This window comes from Pseudomonas sp. COR18 (genome assembly GCF_048568395.1).
Classification (GTDB): Bacteria; Pseudomonadota; Gammaproteobacteria; order Pseudomonadales; family Pseudomonadaceae; genus Aquipseudomonas; species Aquipseudomonas fuscovaginae_B.
The window spans coordinates 5,797,872-5,814,466 of the sequence record NZ_CP183808.1; the positions used below are offsets into that span (position 1 = coordinate 5,797,872).

The 16,595-nt window shown below is 64.1% G+C and carries 16 protein-coding genes; 6 read left to right on the plus strand and 10 right to left on the minus strand.

What is annotated here, in order from left to right:
* Nucleotides 1-46: 46 nt before the first annotated feature.
* The 3 genes from ACM62G_RS26650 to ACM62G_RS26660 form a co-directional block, all read right to left on the minus strand.
* Complete coding sequence (locus ACM62G_RS26650; protein WP_273820872.1) at nucleotides 47-751, minus strand: hypothetical protein; 705 nt, start codon at nucleotides 749-751, stop codon at nucleotides 47-49.
* 104 nt (nucleotides 752-855) lie between these two features.
* Entirely contained in the window at nucleotides 856-1,218 is a 363-nt protein-coding gene (locus ACM62G_RS26655) for a DUF7079 family protein (protein WP_419735984.1), read from the minus strand.
* A gap of 49 nt (nucleotides 1,219-1,267) precedes the next feature.
* Complete coding sequence (locus ACM62G_RS26660; protein WP_419735985.1) at nucleotides 1,268-1,822, minus strand: ankyrin repeat domain-containing protein; 555 nt, start codon at nucleotides 1,820-1,822, stop codon at nucleotides 1,268-1,270.
* 199 nt (nucleotides 1,823-2,021) lie between these two features.
* On the opposite strand from ACM62G_RS26660, the gene ACM62G_RS26665 reads away from it, so the two are divergent.
* Together ACM62G_RS26665 and ACM62G_RS26670 are read left to right on the plus strand one after the other, a co-directional pair.
* Complete coding sequence (locus ACM62G_RS26665) at nucleotides 2,022-2,522, plus strand: GNAT family N-acetyltransferase (protein ID WP_054059771.1); 501 nt, start codon at nucleotides 2,022-2,024, stop codon at nucleotides 2,520-2,522.
* Between the two features lie 124 nt (nucleotides 2,523-2,646).
* Nucleotides 2,647-3,861, plus strand: a complete 1,215-nt coding sequence (locus ACM62G_RS26670; RefSeq protein WP_054063254.1) for an aldose 1-epimerase family protein — start codon at nucleotides 2,647-2,649, stop codon at nucleotides 3,859-3,861.
* 61 nt (nucleotides 3,862-3,922) lie between these two features.
* On the opposite strand, the gene ACM62G_RS26675 is transcribed toward ACM62G_RS26670, so the two are convergent.
* On the minus strand, nucleotides 3,923-5,317 hold the full coding sequence (locus ACM62G_RS26675) for a sensor histidine kinase (RefSeq protein WP_273820869.1): 1,395 nt from the start codon (nucleotides 5,315-5,317) through the stop codon (nucleotides 3,923-3,925).
* Nucleotides 5,295-5,978 (minus strand): response regulator transcription factor, encoded by a 684-nt coding sequence (locus ACM62G_RS26680; RefSeq protein WP_054059768.1) that lies wholly within the window; start codon nucleotides 5,976-5,978, stop codon nucleotides 5,295-5,297. Before ACM62G_RS26680 ends, ACM62G_RS26675 begins: the two co-directional genes overlap by 23 nt.
* Nucleotides 5,979-6,292: 314 nt before the next feature.
* Here ACM62G_RS26680 and ACM62G_RS26685 point away from each other — a divergent pair, with 314 nt between their 5' ends.
* Nucleotides 6,293-7,912 carry a glucan biosynthesis protein D gene (locus tag ACM62G_RS26685; protein WP_273820868.1) on the plus strand — a complete coding sequence of 540 codons (1,620 nt, stop codon included), beginning with the start codon at nucleotides 6,293-6,295 and terminating at the stop codon, nucleotides 7,910-7,912.
* A gap of 144 nt (nucleotides 7,913-8,056) precedes the next feature.
* Here ACM62G_RS26685 and msrA read toward each other — a convergent pair whose 3' ends face one another.
* The 3 genes from msrA to msrB form a co-directional block, all read right to left on the minus strand.
* Nucleotides 8,057-8,782, minus strand: a complete 726-nt coding sequence (gene msrA / locus ACM62G_RS26690; protein WP_054063256.1) for a peptide-methionine (S)-S-oxide reductase MsrA — start codon at nucleotides 8,780-8,782, stop codon at nucleotides 8,057-8,059.
* A gap of 20 nt (nucleotides 8,783-8,802) precedes the next feature.
* Nucleotides 8,803-10,593 (minus strand): cytochrome c biogenesis protein DipZ, encoded by a 1,791-nt coding sequence (locus ACM62G_RS26695; protein ID WP_419735986.1) that lies wholly within the window; start codon nucleotides 10,591-10,593, stop codon nucleotides 8,803-8,805.
* A 104-nt stretch (nucleotides 10,594-10,697) separates the two neighbouring features.
* Nucleotides 10,698-11,216, minus strand: a complete 519-nt coding sequence (gene msrB / locus ACM62G_RS26700; RefSeq protein WP_419735987.1) for a peptide-methionine (R)-S-oxide reductase MsrB — start codon at nucleotides 11,214-11,216, stop codon at nucleotides 10,698-10,700.
* Nucleotides 11,217-11,391: 175 nt separating this feature from the next.
* Here msrB and ACM62G_RS26705 point away from each other — a divergent pair, with 175 nt between their 5' ends.
* Nucleotides 11,392-12,108: a response regulator transcription factor gene (locus tag ACM62G_RS26705; protein WP_054058860.1), complete on the plus strand. Its 717-nt coding sequence runs from the start codon at nucleotides 11,392-11,394 to the stop codon at nucleotides 12,106-12,108.
* Complete coding sequence (locus ACM62G_RS26710; RefSeq protein WP_419735988.1) at nucleotides 12,105-13,568, plus strand: sensor histidine kinase; 1,464 nt, start codon at nucleotides 12,105-12,107, stop codon at nucleotides 13,566-13,568. Before ACM62G_RS26705 ends, ACM62G_RS26710 begins: the two co-directional genes overlap by 4 nt.
* Nucleotide 13,569: 1 nt before the next feature.
* Here the strand turns inward: ACM62G_RS26710 and ACM62G_RS26715 are convergent, their stop codons facing one another.
* Nucleotides 13,570-14,448 (minus strand): LysR substrate-binding domain-containing protein, encoded by an 879-nt coding sequence (locus ACM62G_RS26715; protein ID WP_273820864.1) that lies wholly within the window; start codon nucleotides 14,446-14,448, stop codon nucleotides 13,570-13,572.
* Nucleotides 14,449-14,542: 94 nt separating this feature from the next.
* Between ACM62G_RS26715 and ACM62G_RS26720 the strand changes: the two genes are divergently transcribed.
* Entirely contained in the window at nucleotides 14,543-15,421 is an 879-nt protein-coding gene (locus tag ACM62G_RS26720) for an EamA family transporter (protein WP_273820863.1), read from the plus strand.
* A 7-nt stretch (nucleotides 15,422-15,428) separates the two neighbouring features.
* Here ACM62G_RS26720 and ACM62G_RS26725 read toward each other — a convergent pair whose 3' ends face one another.
* On the minus strand, nucleotides 15,429-16,484 hold the full coding sequence (locus ACM62G_RS26725; protein WP_419735989.1) for a patatin-like phospholipase family protein: 1,056 nt from the start codon (nucleotides 16,482-16,484) through the stop codon (nucleotides 15,429-15,431).
* Nucleotides 16,485-16,595: the final 111 nt, after the last annotated feature.

The following is a 16,595-nucleotide window of genomic DNA, read 5'->3' on the forward strand; positions in this document are numbered from 1 at the left end:
GGAGCGAACTTATGTGAACTTTGCCCAATAAGTCTGCCCTGACCCGTTACTTGGCTGCCGTATCTTGCGACTGGTTGTTGGCGTGATACAGCGCCAGGTGATTGGAAATGCACATGTCATAGGCCTCGACCAGAAACAGATGAGGCTTGGAGGCGATCGGTGGAACCAGGCAGCGGGTGGTGACGCGTTTGCCCAGTATTTCCGTATCGATATAGATGAGATTCACCGGAGACTTTTTCGGGTTTTCCTCTGCACTGAAGTACGCCCGGGTGTATTCCTCTTTGCCTTCGGTCTTGTCCAGCGATTGACTGTCGATCCGGGTGGTCAGGACGTCTCCGGCCGGAAAGCTCTTGTCCGCCATCAGCGCTACGCCGATCGGGCCGGTGAAGCCGGCCAGCAGCGCGTTCTTGCGCAGTTGCGATTGCAGGTTGGCATAGGTGACGAAGTGCAGCACCTTGATCGATGGCTGGCTGCCCAGTTCCGGCAGCGTTTCATAAGCTCGGTGGGCCAGCAGCCGCGGGCCTGTGGGTTTGGTCGCGGTGTCCGCTACACGATAGATGGCATAGGCATCACTGGTGATCAGCAGACTGAAAATCTCTTTTTCGCTCTCACTGTGGGGGCGCAGGTCCTGGATGGCGATCTTGTCCGACTGCTCCAGCCCCGGAAACTCCGGTGGCGGCACGGGTGGCTGGCTGGCGCAGCCGGCAAGGACCAGCAGGCTGGTGGCAAGAAGGGTTTTCAACGGGTGCATGGAACGTCCTGTTGTCATGGAAGAGAAGGGCTTCGGGTTGGCTTCGAATCCATCTGCCGGGTGAGCGAATGGATAGTGGCTAATAGCCATTCCATGATACGCGGCTATTGCCCGGCAACGGTATCGGTTTTGCCGAGTGCCCGGATGATATTCTGCCAACACTTCTCGATTTCCCTGGCAACCAAGCCACGCGGGTGCCTGGACTGCGGCTCGTCGACCACCCTGGGATTTTCCACAAGCCAGGCATCCGACCAGCCGGCCCATTCCCCGGCGACACACTTGAGGTTCGCCTGCAGAACCGGGAAAACCTCGTTCCACAAGATGCGCTGGACCTCTTCCTGCGAATAGCCGGACTCCCGGATGGCTCGTGCAATGGCGTCGTAGGTCAGCGGGTCGATCTCGGTATCGAGAAACAGCGACGAGAGGGTTTGCCAGATTTTCAGACGGTTCGTGTCAACGGACCTCATGGATGACGCTCCTTCAGCGGATGCCAAGGCAGACGTTGGCGTACATAGCCTAGGCGATGGGTAGAGCCGATTCGCCGTCCATCCCGCAAGGCGGATCATAAGTACCGTGCCAGCCCACCAGGGTGCGTTCGAACGAGTCCGCAAAGTACCTGGCGCCCTTGGCAATCCTCACCACGCCGCCGGCATAGGCCACCAGCATGGCTTCTTGCGCACGATGCTCCGTGGCTTCGCTCCACGCGCTGCTGCTGGGCAGCAGGTCCGGATCATTGGGGCTGACCCAGTGGACCTTGCTGACTTGCGCCGCCCGCCGCAAAAGCTCGGCCAGCCTGGAGTGCCCCTGATCCCGGGCGATATCCGCCGCCGTCTGCTCCTTGCCGGTCATGCTGTCGAGCGAGGCACCGGCACGAATCAATGCCCGGCAGGCGGCTTCATGACCGAAGTAGGCGGCCTGGTGCAGAAAGGTCCAACCGGAAGAGGCTTTTTGATAATGGCAGCAGCGCCGTGCAATCTGCGGCCACTCGCTCCACTCTGATAGCAGTGGATCCCACTTGCCATGCTTGGCCTGCTCGTAGGCCTGTTCCACGAGATTGTGCAGTGCGCTCATTTCGTTCTGTTCATGAGGGGGGAGTCGCTATACCGTGGCCACCTGCGCAGGAAAACGAAGGCCTGGACAGGGGCTAGGCGCACCTTCACGTCGCAGGCCCATCATTTCTCGCGTTCGACACACTGAATAAAATCCAACGGCTGTGTCTGCAAACAGTAACAAGAAATCGGAACATTGCGCATCAGGGAGAGGGAGATCAATGAGTTCATTCAGAGTGCGCAGGCTGGAAGGCACCGATACCCAGGCCTTGCTGGCATTCGAAACCCATAATCGTGAATGGTTCGAATCACGCATCGATGCACGCGATCCAGCCTTCTACTCATTGCAGGGCGTCACCGTGCATATCGAGGACTATCTGTCCGGCTTTGCCAAGGGCAACTGGCATCCGTTCGTTTTGGAGGACCCCAGCGGCAGGATCGTCGGCCGGGCCAATCTGAAAGATATCGACTCGTCCAAAGGCATCGCTGAAGTCGGTTACCGGGTCGCTCGGGACGTTTGCGGGCAGGGGCTTGCCACACTGGCCTTGAGGCATCTGATTCAGCAGGCCCGGCAACACTGGAAGCTCAAGCAATTGGTGGCGTATGTCTACAAGAACAATATCGGCTCAGCCAAGGTGCTGTATCGTTGCGGATTCCGGATCGAGCAGGCGCCGCAGGAAGAAGTAGGGGATGATCGGCATCGATGGGTGCTGTCGATCTAGCTCGGGAAGGCCTGTCCAGAGCAGGCCAGCTGGGCTGGCCTGTCGGAGTGTCTGTCCCTTGTTTGACTTGCTGAATCGTTTCACTAGGTTTATAAAAGTCGAACAATTCCAATAAGGACCGCCCATGAACACCCTCCGACTGATTTTCGGCGTTACCGCTCTGACCACCGCTTCCCACGCCCTGGCCTGGGACTATGTGCTGCTCGACAGCGACACCCCTGCGCAGAACCGCCAGATCACCAGCCAGCAACTGGGGATCAAGACCGCCAAGCCGTTCTCCATAACCCTGCGCACCTTGCACGGCGGCCGCCAGGAAGGGGTCAGCATTGTCGACATCGACAACGGCACGATGAAGCTCTCGGTGGTCCCGACCCGGGGCATGAACGTTCTGCACGCCTCCGTGGGCAATGTGCGCATGGGCTGGGATTCTCCGGTCAAGGAGGTGGTCAACCCGGCCTTCATCGAACTCAATGGCCGTGGCGGCCTGGGCTGGCTGGAGGGTTTCAACGAACTGGTGGTGCGTTGCGGCTATGAGTGGGTCGGTCACCCGGGGCTGGACAACGGCGAATTGCTCACCTTGCACGGCCGGGCGGCGAATATTCCGGCCAACAGGGTCACCCTGCATATCGATGAACAACCGCCTTACGCCATTCGCCTGCAGGGCGAACTGAAGGAGCAGGCGTTCAAGAAAGTCGACTTCTCCGTGGTCACCGAACTGTCGACGTTGCCCGGTAGCGTGAGCTTTGCGCTCAATGACACGCTGACCAACAACGGCGACTATCCGAAGGAATACCAGGCGCTGTACCACAACAACTTCAGCACGCCGTTCCTGGAGCAGGGCGCGCGTTTCGTTGCGCCGGTGAAGCAGGTGTCGCCGTTCAACGACAAGGCCAAGGGCGACCTGCCGGACTGGCAGACCTACCGCGCGCCAACCCGGGACTACGACGAGACGGTCTACAACGTCGTGCCCTACGCCGATGCCAAGGGCGATACCCTGGCGGTATTGCACAACAAGGCCGCAAACCTCGGGGTGTCGGTCGGCTTCAACACACAACAGTTGCCGGTGTTCTCCCTGTGGAAGAACACCGACACCCAGGGCCAGGGCTACGTGACCGGGCTGGAGCCAGGTACCAGCTTTTCCTATAACCGTCGTTACCAGCGTCCGCTGGGGTTGGTGCCGACCATCGGTGCCGGGCAGAAGCGGCAGTTCCAGATCAGCTATAGCCTGCTGGCGGACAAGGCGGCCGTGGATCAGGCGGTGCAGCGGGTGACCCAGATCCAGGATGGGCGCAAGACGGAAGTGCGCGGTACGCCCCTGGTGGACCTGAGCAAGGAATGATCCATCCTTCACTCGCACAACAGCAAAGGGCATTCGCGATCCGTCGCGCCGTCTGCGTCGGCTAGTCGACGGCGATCAGGTTGTCCCGGCACTCCAGAATCAGCCGGGCGCCTGTTCGCTCGCCGGTGCCGATCTTCAGGTTGAAGCCATGCAGGCTGATGATCGCCGCGACGATCGACAGGCCCAGGCCGAAGCCGCTGTGCTGGTTGCCGTCATCGCAGCGGTAGAAACGCTGGAACACCGCATCGCGCTCCGAGGGTGGAATGCCCGGGCCGGTGTCGATCACCTCGATCCGTGTGCTGCCCTGGTCGCTGGCCGCCAGCAGCACTACTTCACCGCCCGGCGGGGTGAACTTGATCGAGTTGCTCAGCAGGTTCGCCAGGGCCTCGAAGAGCAGGGCGCGGTCGCCGGTGATGTGCGGCAACACTTGCGGCAACTCCAGGCGCAGGCTGATTTGCGCTTCTTCGGCCAGGGGCAGATAGAAGTCATGCAACTCGCGCAGCAGCGGTAGTGGGTCGAGCACCACGAAGCCGGAACGGCGTTGGTGGTCTTCCAGCTCGGAGATCCGCAACAGCCCCTTGAAGCGCGCCATCAGGGTGTCGGTCTCGGCAATCACGCCGTCCAGTTGCAGGGCCTCGGGAGAGTCGTGCGGGGCCTGCTGCTGGATGCGGTAGAGCTGCGCGCGCAGGCGGGTCAGCGGGGTGCGCAGGTCGTGGGCGATGTTGTCGCAGACGCCCTTGACCTCGTTCATCAGCCGCTCGATGCGGTCGAGCATGGCGTTGACGATGGCCGCCAGCATGTCCAGCTCGTCGCGGCGGTTGGACAGTGGCAGGCGGTGGCCGAGGTCGCCGGCGACGATCGCTTCGGCGCTGGCCTGGATCGCCCGGATACGGCGGATCGGCCGACGCCGCAGCAGATGCCAGCCGGCAATGCCGGGCAGAATGGTCAGCGACACCGCCCAGAACAGCGCATGGAGGATGATCCGCGTCACGCCGAACAGCGAGCCGTTGTCACGCACCAGCAGCAGCCAGCGGCCGTCATGGGTCTGGGTGGCGACGGCGTCGCAACTGTCCTGGGGCAGGTTGGGGTCGTCGGAATCGATGCAGTTGGTCAGTTCGTGGATGTGGCCGTCCATGATCAGGTCCGGCGGCATTTGCTTGATCGGCCCGCTGAGGTGCATTTTCTGTTCGTTGAACAGGCCGTAGGCGTCGACCCCGCGCATGTCGAAAGTCATGCTGGTGGTCAGCGCGTCCAGCAACTGCTGGCCCTGGAAGCGCGAGAACAGGTGCTGGCGCTGCATCAGCGAGTGGCGCGCCAGCGTGTCGAGGTAGCCGGAGACCTCGTAGTAGAGCACGCCCATCAGGCTGCAGCTCCAGGCCACGAAGAGGAAACTGTAAAGCGCCAGCAGGCGGCTGGTGGACGAGCGCCAGCCCTTAGAGGGGTTCGGCAATGACATAACCGGAGCCTCGTACCGTGCGGATCAGCGGTGGCAGGCCGGGACTGTCGATTTTCTTGCGCAGGCGGCCGATGTGTACATCGATCAGGTTGGTGCCCGGGTCGAAGTGATAACCCCAGACTTCCTCGAAGATCATCATCCGCGAGAGGATCTGCCCGGTGTTGCGCATCAGGAACTCCAGCAGCTTGTATTCGGTGGGCAGCAGGCTGAGCAGTTGGTCGGCGCGGGTGGCTTCGCGGCTGATCAGGTTCAGTTCCAGGTCGGCGACCCGCAGCGAGGTCTCGAACTCCCGGGCCGGGCTCTTGCGCCGCAGCAGTACCTCGACCCGGGCGGCCATCTCGTCGGAGGCGAAGGGCTTGGTCAGGTAGTCGTCGCCGCCGGCGCGCAGGCCACGCACGCGCTCGTCGACATCGGAGAGGGCGCTGATCATCAGGATCGGCGTGGCGACGCCAATGGTCCGCAGGGTGGTGACGATGGCCAGGCCATCGAGTTCCGGCAGCATGCGATCGAGGGTGATCAGGTCGTAGTCGCCGCTCACGGCGCGTACCAGGCCTTCACGGCCATTGTCCACCCAGTCCACTTCAAGCCCATGGCTGCTCAGTTCAGCCACGATTTCCTTGGCGGTTACAGCATCATCTTCGATGGTCAGGATGCGGGTCATTGCGGTTGCCTCGTACGGACCTTCACAACAGGCGTGGGATTTTGCCAACAAACCAGTGAAAGCTTTCTGAAGAAATTTTCATGTTTTCCTGGCGGTCGTTAAGGGGAGCGCCCCGATATCGGATCGAGGCTTGAAACATCTAGCCACACCTTTGCTGAATAAAGCCTGTCATCAAGTTTTTCAAAGAGATTGCGAACGTTCCTCAGGATTTGGTATCTGTTTGCTTGCAGCCGCTGCTCGTGCGAAGTGGCTGATTCCCCTGTCCGACACCTTGCGTTTGCGGTGTCCGGATCGTCCTCAGTACAGGTCTTTTTATGCATCGCCGTAATCTCCTGAAAGCTTCCATGGCCCTGGCGGCCTATACCGGCCTGTCGGCCAGCGGTTTGTTCGCGGCACGGGCGCTCGCCGCCACCGCGGACGGTGACATCGAACATTTTGATTTCGAGGCGTTGCAGGCCCAGGCGAAGGGACTCGCTGGCAAACCTTATGTCAGTACGCGGCAGGTGCTGCCGCCGACGCTGGCGAACATGACCCCGCAGCAGTTCAATGCGATCCAGTACGACGCCCGGCATTCGCTGTGGAATGAGCTCAAGGGCCAGCTGGATGTGCAGTTCTTCCACGTCGGCATGGGCTTCAGGCAGCCGGTGCGCATGTACAGCGTCGATGCGAAGACGCGCCAGGCGCGGGAAGTGCATTTCCGGCCGCCGCTATTCAATTACGCCAGCAGCGGTATCGACCCGTCCCAGCTCAAGGGCGACCTGGGTTTTGCCGGCTTCAAGCTGTTCAAGGCCCCGGAAATCGATCGCCACGATATCGTCTCCTTTCTCGGTGCCAGCTATTTCCGCGCAGTGGACAAGACCGGTCAGTACGGCCTTTCGGCGCGCGGGCTGGCGATCGACACCTATGCGCACAAACGTGAGGAGTTCCCGGACTTCACCAAGTTCTGGTTCGAGACGCCGGCCAGGGACAGCACGCGTTTTGTGGTCTATGCCTTGCTCGACTCGCCGAGCGCCACCGGCGCCTACCGTTTCGATATCGATTGCCAGGCCGAGCAGGTGGTGATGATGGTCGAGGCCCATGTCAACGCGCGGGTGGATATCGAGCAGTTGGGCATTGCGCCGATGACCAGCATGTTCAGCTGTGGTACTCACGAGCGGCGCATGTGCGACACCATCCATCCGCAGATCCACGATTCCGATCGCCTGGCGATGTGGCGTGGCAATGGCGAGTGGATCTGCCGACCGCTGAACAACCCGGCCAAGCTGCAGTTCAATGCGTTTGCCGACAAGGACCCCAAGGGCTTCGGCCTGGTGCAGACCGACCACGAATTCGCCAGCTACCAGGACACCGTGGACTGGTACAGCCGCCGGCCGAGCCTGTGGGTCGAGCCGACCACGCCCTGGGGCGAGGGCTCGGTGCAGTTGCTGGAGATCCCGACCACCGGCGAAACCATGGACAACATCGTCGCCTTCTGGACCCCGAAGCAGCCGGTCAAGGCCGGTGACTCGCTGAGCTACGGCTACAAGCTGTACTGGAGCGCGCTGCCGCCGGTGGGTACACCGCTGGCACGGGTGCATGCGACGCGCTCGGGCATGGGTGGTTTCACCGAGGGCTGGGCGCCGGGCGAGCATTACCCCGAAGTCTGGGCCCGGCGTTTTGCCGTGGACTTCAACGGCGGCGGGCTGGAGCGGCTGCCGGAGGGGAGCGGGATCGAGCCGGTGGTCACCACCTCCAATGGTCAGGTGAAGGATTTCAGTGTCCTCAAGCTGGATGAGATCGGCGGCTACCGGGTGATCTTCGACTGGTACCCGACCAACGACAGCGTCGACCCGGTGGAGATGCGACTGTTCATTCGCAGCGGCGAGCGGACCTTGAGCGAGACCTGGTTGTACCAGTACTTCCCGCCCGCGCCGGACAAACGGCGTTATCCCTGAGGGGCGAGGCACCGTTTGAAATAGGTGGTGCCTGCTCCGTCGCTTTCGCGGGCAAGCCCGGCGCCTACAGGAACGTGCAGAACAAACAGCCCTGTACGGCACAACCTGCAGCAGCCGGGCTTGCCCGCGAAGAGGCCCTCAGGGTCACCGTATATCCGGCACCAGCACCGGATCTTCCCGATACCACTGCGGCTCCATGCGCTTGAGGTTCTCCACCTTCGGCAGGTCGTTGATGGCGATGTAGGGCACGTAGGGATGCAAGGTCAGGTAGTTCTGGTGATACCCCTCGGCCGGATAGAACACCTTGTTGTCCTCGATCCGGGTGACGATCTTCGACGGGAACACCCTGGCGCCATCCAACTGCGCGATATACGCCTGGGCGATCTTTTCCTGCCCGGCGTTCACCGGGAAGATCGCCGAGCGGTACTGCGTGCCGCTGTCCGGCCCCTGGCGGTTGAGCTGGGTCGGGTCGTGGGCCACCGAGAAGAACACCTGCAGCAGCTTGCCATAGCTGACCTGGCTCGGGTCGTAGGTGATCTGCACTGATTCGGCATGCCCGGTATCGCCTTCGCCAACCTGTTCGTAATGGGCGGTACCCGCCGCGCCGCCGGCATAGCCGGACACCACGTTCTGCACCCCGCGCACATGTTGGAACACGCCCTGGACACCCCAGAAGCAGCCGCCGGCGAACACGGCCGTGGCCTGGCCGGCGGTGGCCGGCTCATCCAGCGCCGGCGGAGCGATCTGCACCGCCGGCTCGGCGGCAAAGGCCAGGCGCTGCACCAGCAGGATCGACAGGGCCAGGCCGGCCACAGCGGCCATCGTCAACAGCGGCGAGACGTTTTTTTTCTGCATCATGGACTTGCTCATTTCATGCATCCTCTTGGCAATCAACCGAAGGTGAAGGCGTAGGCCTGCACACCGGGGTCGAGAAATTCGATGGAAAAGGTGTGGTCGCCGATGTCACCGGCCTGGCGCACCAACTGATACAGGCGCTGTTCGGTCACCGTGCCCTGGCCGTTGGCGTCGGTATCGGTGCCGTGGTCCGCGCCCGGCGCCTTGCCATCGACCTGCACCTTGAAGCGAACGGGTTGGCCGCTGGCGGAAGGGCCGAGCACCAGATGTAGGTCACGGGCATGGAAGCGGAAAACGATAGAGCCGCCTGCCTGGTTCAAGGCCGCCTGTTCCGGGCGCACGGTCCAGTTGCCCGCCAGGCCCCACTGATTCAGCTGCGGTTGCCGGGGCGCGTCATAGGTCTTGGGTTGGTCGGCGAGCTGCTGGCCCGGGGAAGCGAAATGCTCGGCACGGTCATAGCCGATGTAGGTTTCCGGCGATTTCACTTCGGCTTCATCCGCCGCCTGCATCACACCGCTGGCCTGGGCGCTGACCACGCCGCCGGAGACGTTCCGGTTGCCGGCTTCGGCCAGCAGTTGCTGGATCACCTGCTCGGAGCCGGCATAGTCGCCTTCGCCGAAGTGGTGGTAGCGCACCCGGCCCTGGGCATCGATGAAGTAGTGCGCCGGCCAGTACTGGTTGTTGAAGCCACGCCAGATGGCGTAGTCATTGTCGATCGCCACCGGATAGCGGATCCCCAGCTTGCTCACGGCCTGGCGTACGTTGTCGATGTCGCGTTCGAAGGCGAACTCCGGAGCATGCACGCCGATCACCACCAGGCCCTGGTCGTGGTATTTCTGTGCCCAGGCGTTGACGTAGGGCAGGCTGCGCAGGCAGTTGATGCAGGAGTAGGTCCAGAAGTCGATCAGCACCACCTTGCCCCTGAGTTCGGCGGCGCTCAGGGGGGCCGAGTTGAGCCACTGCACGGCGCCGGAGAGGTCGGGCAGGGTGCCTTCGACCGGCAGGGGGCGTTCAGTCGACGTTTTGGCGGCCATGGCCATCATGCTGCCGGCCGGTTGTTCATCGTGAACCACCGCCGCCATCATTGCGCCTGGCTGCGGCGCCGGGTTGAAGGTATCCAGCAGTCTCTGCTCGATGCCGGCAGTGGCGACCGTCGAGACCCGGGTCAGCAGGCCGGTGTCCAGGCCCAGGGCAATCGCCGCCACCCCGGCGAGCATCGCCGCGCCGAGACCGCGGCGTAGCCACTGGCCGGTCCCGAGGTTGCGTTTCATCACGCTGAATACCCGGCCACCGACCAGCAGGGCACCGGCCAGGGAGGTGGCGGCACCGGCGGCATAGGCCAGCAGCAATAGCGTGGTGCCGATGTTGGCGCCCTGCAGGGCCGCACCGGTGAGGATCAGGCCGAGGATCGGCCCGGCGCAGGGAGCCCACAGCAGACCGGTGGCGATACCGAGAACGAACGACGAGCGCACGCTCGGCTGCCCGCTTTCCGCCTGGGCCGAGCGTGACAGCCGGTCACCGGCCGAAACCAGCGGCCGAGCCAGGCGATCGGCCAGGTGGGGGAAGAGCAGGGTGATGGCGAAGAAGGCCATCAGCGCCATCGCCAGCCAGCGCCCGTACTGATTGGCCCGCACCACCCAGCCACCGCCGACGGCGGCGAGGGTGGCGACCAGGGCGAAGGTCAGGGCCATGCCGCACAGCAGCGGCAGGCCGCTGCGGCGCAACGACTCGCCGGAGCGGGCGAACACGAAGGGCAGCACCGGCAGGATGCACGGGCTGAGGATGGTCAGCAGACCGCCCAGGTACGCCAGGATGATTAAAAGCATGATGCAGATCCTTGTCGATGAAGTTGAAACGTTGCCGGCCGTAGGTCTCTGGCTGGGGTTGGCCCCTGTAGGAGCAGGGCTTGCCCGCGAACAGGCCCAGCCGCTCAGCCCGCACTCGGCGTGAAGCTCATCGCCACGCCGTTCATGCAGTAGCGCAAGCCGGTCGGTGCCGGCCCGTCGGGGAACACGTGGCCCAGGTGGCCGCCGCAGCGATGGCAATGCACTTCGGTGCGGACCATGCCCAGCGAGCTGTCGCGACGGGTGCCGACGGCGTTCTCCAGCGGCGCGGTGAAGCTCGGCCAGCCGGTGTGGCTGTCGAACTTGGCCGAGGAGGAAAACAGCGCCTGCCGGCAGCCGACGCAGGCGAAGACACCGGTGCGGTGTTCGTCGTTGAGGGGGCTGCTGTAGGGGCGTTCGGTGCCCTCATGGCGCAGCACCTGGTACTGGCTGTCGTTCAGCATCGCCCGCCATTCGGCGTCGCTGTGGTTGACCTCGAAGGTCTCGTCCGTGGCGCCTGGGGCAGCGTTGCCGCCGAGGGTGGCGGCCACCGCGCGCCAGTCGACGAAACCGGCGGCGAGCAGGGCGGCGGCACTGGAAAGAAGAAAGCGTCTTCTGCTGGACATGGCGTGATCTCCACGGCAATTGATCAGGCTTTCAGTGTCGGCCGGCAACGGTCGCCAAATCCTCCCGCAAAGTTAAATTAATCGTGAACATTTTCCCCCTGCCGATTCGGCACAATGGGGCGGACGTCATATGCTGTGAACGTCCCGGATATTTCACCTGCAGGAACGCCACACCATGGATTCACCCAAACGCATTCTGATCGTCGAGGATGACCTGCACCTGGCCGGGCTGCTGAGCCTGCACCTGCGGGACGAGGGCTACGAGGTCACCCATTGTGCCGACGGCAATCTGGGCCTGGCACAGTTGGAGAAGGGCGGCTGGGATGCGCTGATCCTCGACCTGATGCTACCGGGCGTCGATGGCCTGGAAATCTGCCGCCAGGCCCGGGCCATGGCGCGCTACACGCCGATCATCATCACCAGCGCCCGCTCCAGCGAGATGCATCGGGTGCTGGGCCTGGAGCTGGGCGCCGACGACTACCTGGCCAAGCCGTTCTCGATGCTCGAGCTGGCGGCGCGGGTCAAGGCCCTGCTGCGGCGGGTCGATGCCCTGGCCAGGAGCCTCAAGGTCGACGCCGGCAGTCTCGAACTCAACGGCCTGAGCCTGGACCCGCTGGCCCGCGAGGCCCGGCTCGACGGCCAGGCACTGGACCTGACGCCACGGGAGTTCGACCTGCTGCACTTCTTCATGAAGAACCCCGGTACGGTGTATTCACGCCTGGATCTGCTGAACCAGGTCTGGGGTTACCAGCACGATGGCTACGAACACACGGTCAACACCCATATCAACCGCCTGCGGGCGAAGATCGAGGTCGATCCGGCACAGCCCGAACGGATTCTCACGGTCTGGGGCCGCGGTTATCGTTTTGCTCCCGCGGGGCGTGCCGAATGAACCTGAGCCTGTCCCAGCGCCTGTCCGTGGTGTTCTCGATCCTGCTGCTGGCCTGCTGCGGCGCCTCGGTGTGGCTGCAGGTGCGCGCCAGTGACATGCACGAAAAGGAGGTGGTGCAGGGGCTGTCCCGCGACCTGGCCCGCAGCATCGCCCTGGAAAACCGCCTGGTGGGTACCGAGGGCCTGACCATGGACGGTGTGCGGGCGCTATTCGGCCAATTGATGAACGTCAACCCCAGCGTCGAGGTGTACCTGCTCGATCCGAGCGGGCGGATCACCGGCGACGCCGCGCCCCAGGGCCATCTCAAGCGTGACCAGGTCGACCTGGAGCCGATCCGGCGCCTGCTGGACGGCCAGCCGCTGCCGATTCTGGGCGATGACCCGCGCAGTACCGATGGACGCAAGGTGTTCAGCGCCGCCGCGCTGCACGGTGGCGGCAAGGAGTTGGGCTATCTCTACGTGGTCCTGCAGGGCGAAGAGCATGACCGCCTGGCGGCGCGCGTGAGTGCCAGCACGGTGTTGCGCACCACGCTGTGGGCCATGGGCCTGGTGGCATTGCTGGGTTTGATCGCCGGTCTGATTGCCTTTCGCCTGATCACCCGGCCACTGCGTCGCCTGACCGAGACCATGCGCGATTTCGACACCGATGCCGCCCCGGTCAACCCGCCGACACTGCCTCTTGCCGGTTCGGGGGGGGGCAACGAAATCGAGGTGCTGGAAGCCAGTTTCGCCCAGATGGCGGTGCGTATCGGCGAACAGTGGCGGGCCCTGACCCAACTCGACCAGGACCGGCGCGAGCTGGTGGAGAACATCTCCCATGACCTGCGTACGCCACTGGCGTCACTGCACGGTTACCTGGAAACCCTGTCGCTCAAGGGCGAGCTGCTGGCGCCGGACGAGCGCAAGCGTTACCTGGGCACCGCGCTGGCGCAGAGCAACAAGGTCCGGCAACTGGCCCAGGCCCTGTTCGAACTGGCGCGCCTGGAGCATGGCGAGGTGCGTCTGGAACGGGAGGATTTCTCCCTCAGCGACCTGATCCAGGACGTGTTCCAGAAATTCGAGCTGATGGCCGAAACCCGCCATTCGAAGCTGTTGGCGGTACTGCCGCGCGGTGCGGCGATGGTGAGTGCCGACCTCGGCATGATCGAACGGGTGCTGACCAACCTGATCGACAATGCCCTGCGTCATACTCCGGAAGGCGGCAGCATCGAGGTGGCGCTGGTGCATGCGTCGGGCAAGGTCCGGGTGACCGTCAGCGATACGGGGCCGGGTATCCCGCCCAAGCTGCTGGACAACCTGTTCCGGCGTCCCTTCAACCAGGACGGCGACCGTCGCAGCGGCGGCCTCGGCCTGTTGATCGTGCGGCGTATCCTGCAGTTGCACGACAGCCAGATCCGTCTGCTGTCGGTGCCCGGCAAGGGCGCGGTGTTCTGTTTCGAGCTGGCGGCAGCGGGCGAGTGAGTCAGGCGCTGGGGATGTTCAACGCCTCTTCGAGAAACCGCTGCATCGCCCTGACGGCCGGGGCCTGGACGGCGGGGACGGGGCGCACGTAGAGCCCGAAGGTCACCACCGGTGCGGCTGGCAGACCTTCGGCAGCCCCCAGCACCCGCATGCTTTGCGCACGGATGTTGCCTTCGAGCAGTACCGCAATGCCCAGGCCGGCCTCGACCGCCGATTGCACCGCCGGCAGGCTGGTACTACTGCACACCACCCGCCAGCCGATACCGGCCTGTTTCAGCTGCTGCTCCACCCGCGGCTGCCAGAGGCACGTGCCGCTGAAGGTCACCAGGGACAGGACCCGAGCGTCCAGCGTCGGTTCGAGCACCAGCCCACGGGCGCCGACCCAGAACAGCGGCAACTCCCAGCTCACCTGGGGCCTGGCGTTGATGCCATGGGTGTCGCCGACGACGATATCCAGTGCACCCTCGAGCAGCCGGGCGGACATGGCTGCGCTGCTGTCGACGGTGATTTCCAGGCTGACCTGCGGATAGGCCGCGGAAAACCGTTGCAGGGCCCGCGGCAGGCTGCCGATGGCGATATCCTCCAGCAGGCCCAGGCGCACCGTGCCCGCCACCTGGCTGGCCGCCAGTGCCCGCCGGGCATCGGCACCGGTGCCGAGAATGCTATGGGCGTAGGGCAGCAGGGTATGACCGGCCTCGGTCAGGCGCAGGCCACGGGGCGAGCGTTCGAACAGCCGCCGCTCCAGGTCCTCCTCCAGGCGGCGCAGTTGCATGCTGACGGCGGCCTGGGTCCGCCCCAGGCGCTGGGCGGTAGCGCCGACCGTACCGGTCTCGGCGACGGTGGCGAAAGTTCGCAGCAGGCTGCTGTCGAGATCGCGCATTATCAGAATTCCTTAAGCTGGAATCAGGAATATCAGGTTATTTGAATATCGGCCGGCTGGCTAGGATAGGCGCTCATTGACAGGAGTTTTTGCCATGCAGGACAACGCCGCCGTACTGAACCCCCCAGTCGCACGCACCTCTCGCCGGAATCTGTTACTGGCCGCGGGGCTGTGCGTGCTGTCGATGCTCTTCGTGCAATTCGGTGCGGCACTGTCGACACCAACCATGGACAGCTATGGAACCTTCAGTACCACCTGGTTGCGCCTGTGCTGGGCGGCGGCGATCCTGGGACTGCTGGTGCGTCCGCGGTTGCGCAGTTACTCGTGGTCGCGCTGGGGGGCCGCCGCCGGGCTGGGGCTGGCCATGGCGGTAATGACCAGCTGCTTTTTTGCCGCCATCCAACGCATTCCCCTGGGGCTGGCGATCGCCATCGAGTTTCTCGGGCCGCTGCTGGTGGCGAGCCTGGCTATCCGTCGTTGGCGGGCGCTGGTCTGGCCGTTCCTGGCGCTGCTGGGCGTACTGCTCCTGGCGCGTAATGACCAGGGCTGGGTCGGTGAACCCCTGGGGCTGCTGCTGGCCTTGGGTTCGGCGGCGGGCTGGGCCGGCTATATCCTGCTGATGAAACGGGTCGGCAGCCTGTTCTCGGGGTTTGAAGGACTGTCGGTGTCGCTGCTGGCCGCTGCCGTGATCACCGCACCCTTGGGGCTGTGGCAAAGCGGAGGGCACCTGCCGTGGCTGCAGGTGGCCAGTTGTGCCGGGCTGGCGCTGTTCGTACCGCTGCTGCCCTATGGCCTGGAGATGATCGCACTGCGGCGGATGCCAACCTCGGCGTTTGGCATCCTGATGAGTGTCGAACCGGCGGTCGGTGCATTGGCCGGCTACGTGGTGCTGAGCCAACCGATGGTGCCGCTGCAGTTCGCCGGCACCGCCTTGGTGGTCAGTGCCAGCCTGGGTGTGCTGGTGCTGCCTTGAGCGACGCTCAGGCCGGTTCCTGGGGGCGGCTTGTCGCCGATACTGCCGGCAACAGGCCGTATTGCCGGTCGGTGACCCGCGCCACGGCATGACCATGCCGGGCGATACGGTCGAAGACCTCGTTGCTCAGGCGATTCAGGCTGGTGGGGAAGCTTGCGGCAAACGCCGCATCGCTGCCTGCCGGCGCCTCGATCAGCGCGCTGGCGATGCCCAGGTAGCTGCCGCGTCCGGGCGCCTGGTCGAGGTATTCGACGAAGCTGCGTATCCGCAGGGCCCGGGACTGGTCGGACATGATGTCGGCCATGCGCTTGAGCCGCCAGGGGCTCAGTACGCCGGCCTGGAAGCCCGGCTTGAGTGGTGCGCCGGCATCACAGACGACGATCGGGTATTCGTAGCGTTTGCTGCGTCCGGTGGCCGCGTCGAAGAACGGCTCCAGGCCGAGGTTGTCGTAGACACCACCGTCATACAGGTGCAGCCTGGCGAAGGGCGGTTTGGTTGGCACCGCCGTGTTCAACGGCGCATCCCAGCCGCGTTGCATCCATTTGAAGCGCCGGCTGTCGAGCACCAGCGGGCCGATGCCGCCGGGAAATGCCGCCGAAACCGCCAGGGCCTCGGCCAACGGCATGTCGCTCGTGGCGGCGTAGCCGATGGAGTAGTCGCCCATGTTGCTGCGCTTGAAGCGAAAGCGCTTGCCGTTCTCGGCCGTGGTGCCGTTGATCGACCAGTCCGGCCGGACACCGACCTGCGACAGCAGGCCATCCACGCCCCATTCGTTGCGCAGGCCCAACGCCAGCAGGTTGGCCCGCGACAGCAGGAAGCGCCAGTTCAGCGGATTGAGCAACTGGCGCAGGCCACTGAGCAGCAGGCTGCGTGAGCAGAGTTTTTCCCGCAGCAGCGGATACAGCCGCTGCAGGAACTGCGCCGAATCGGGCCACTGCCCGCCGTTCTCATGCAACAGCAGTCCCACCAGCAGGCTGCCACCGGAAACGGTCGAGAGCTGGCTGACCCGCTCCAGCGCCTGTTGTTCGGCCAGATACCTGAGTACCCCCAGATGAAACACCATGGCCCGGACACCGCCCCCGAGAGGGCCAGGGCGAAATCCGAACGTTGATCAAGCGAGACGGCGGCAGAATCCATTGTTCCTCTCTGACAGGGGCTGATAGGGGAAAGAGTG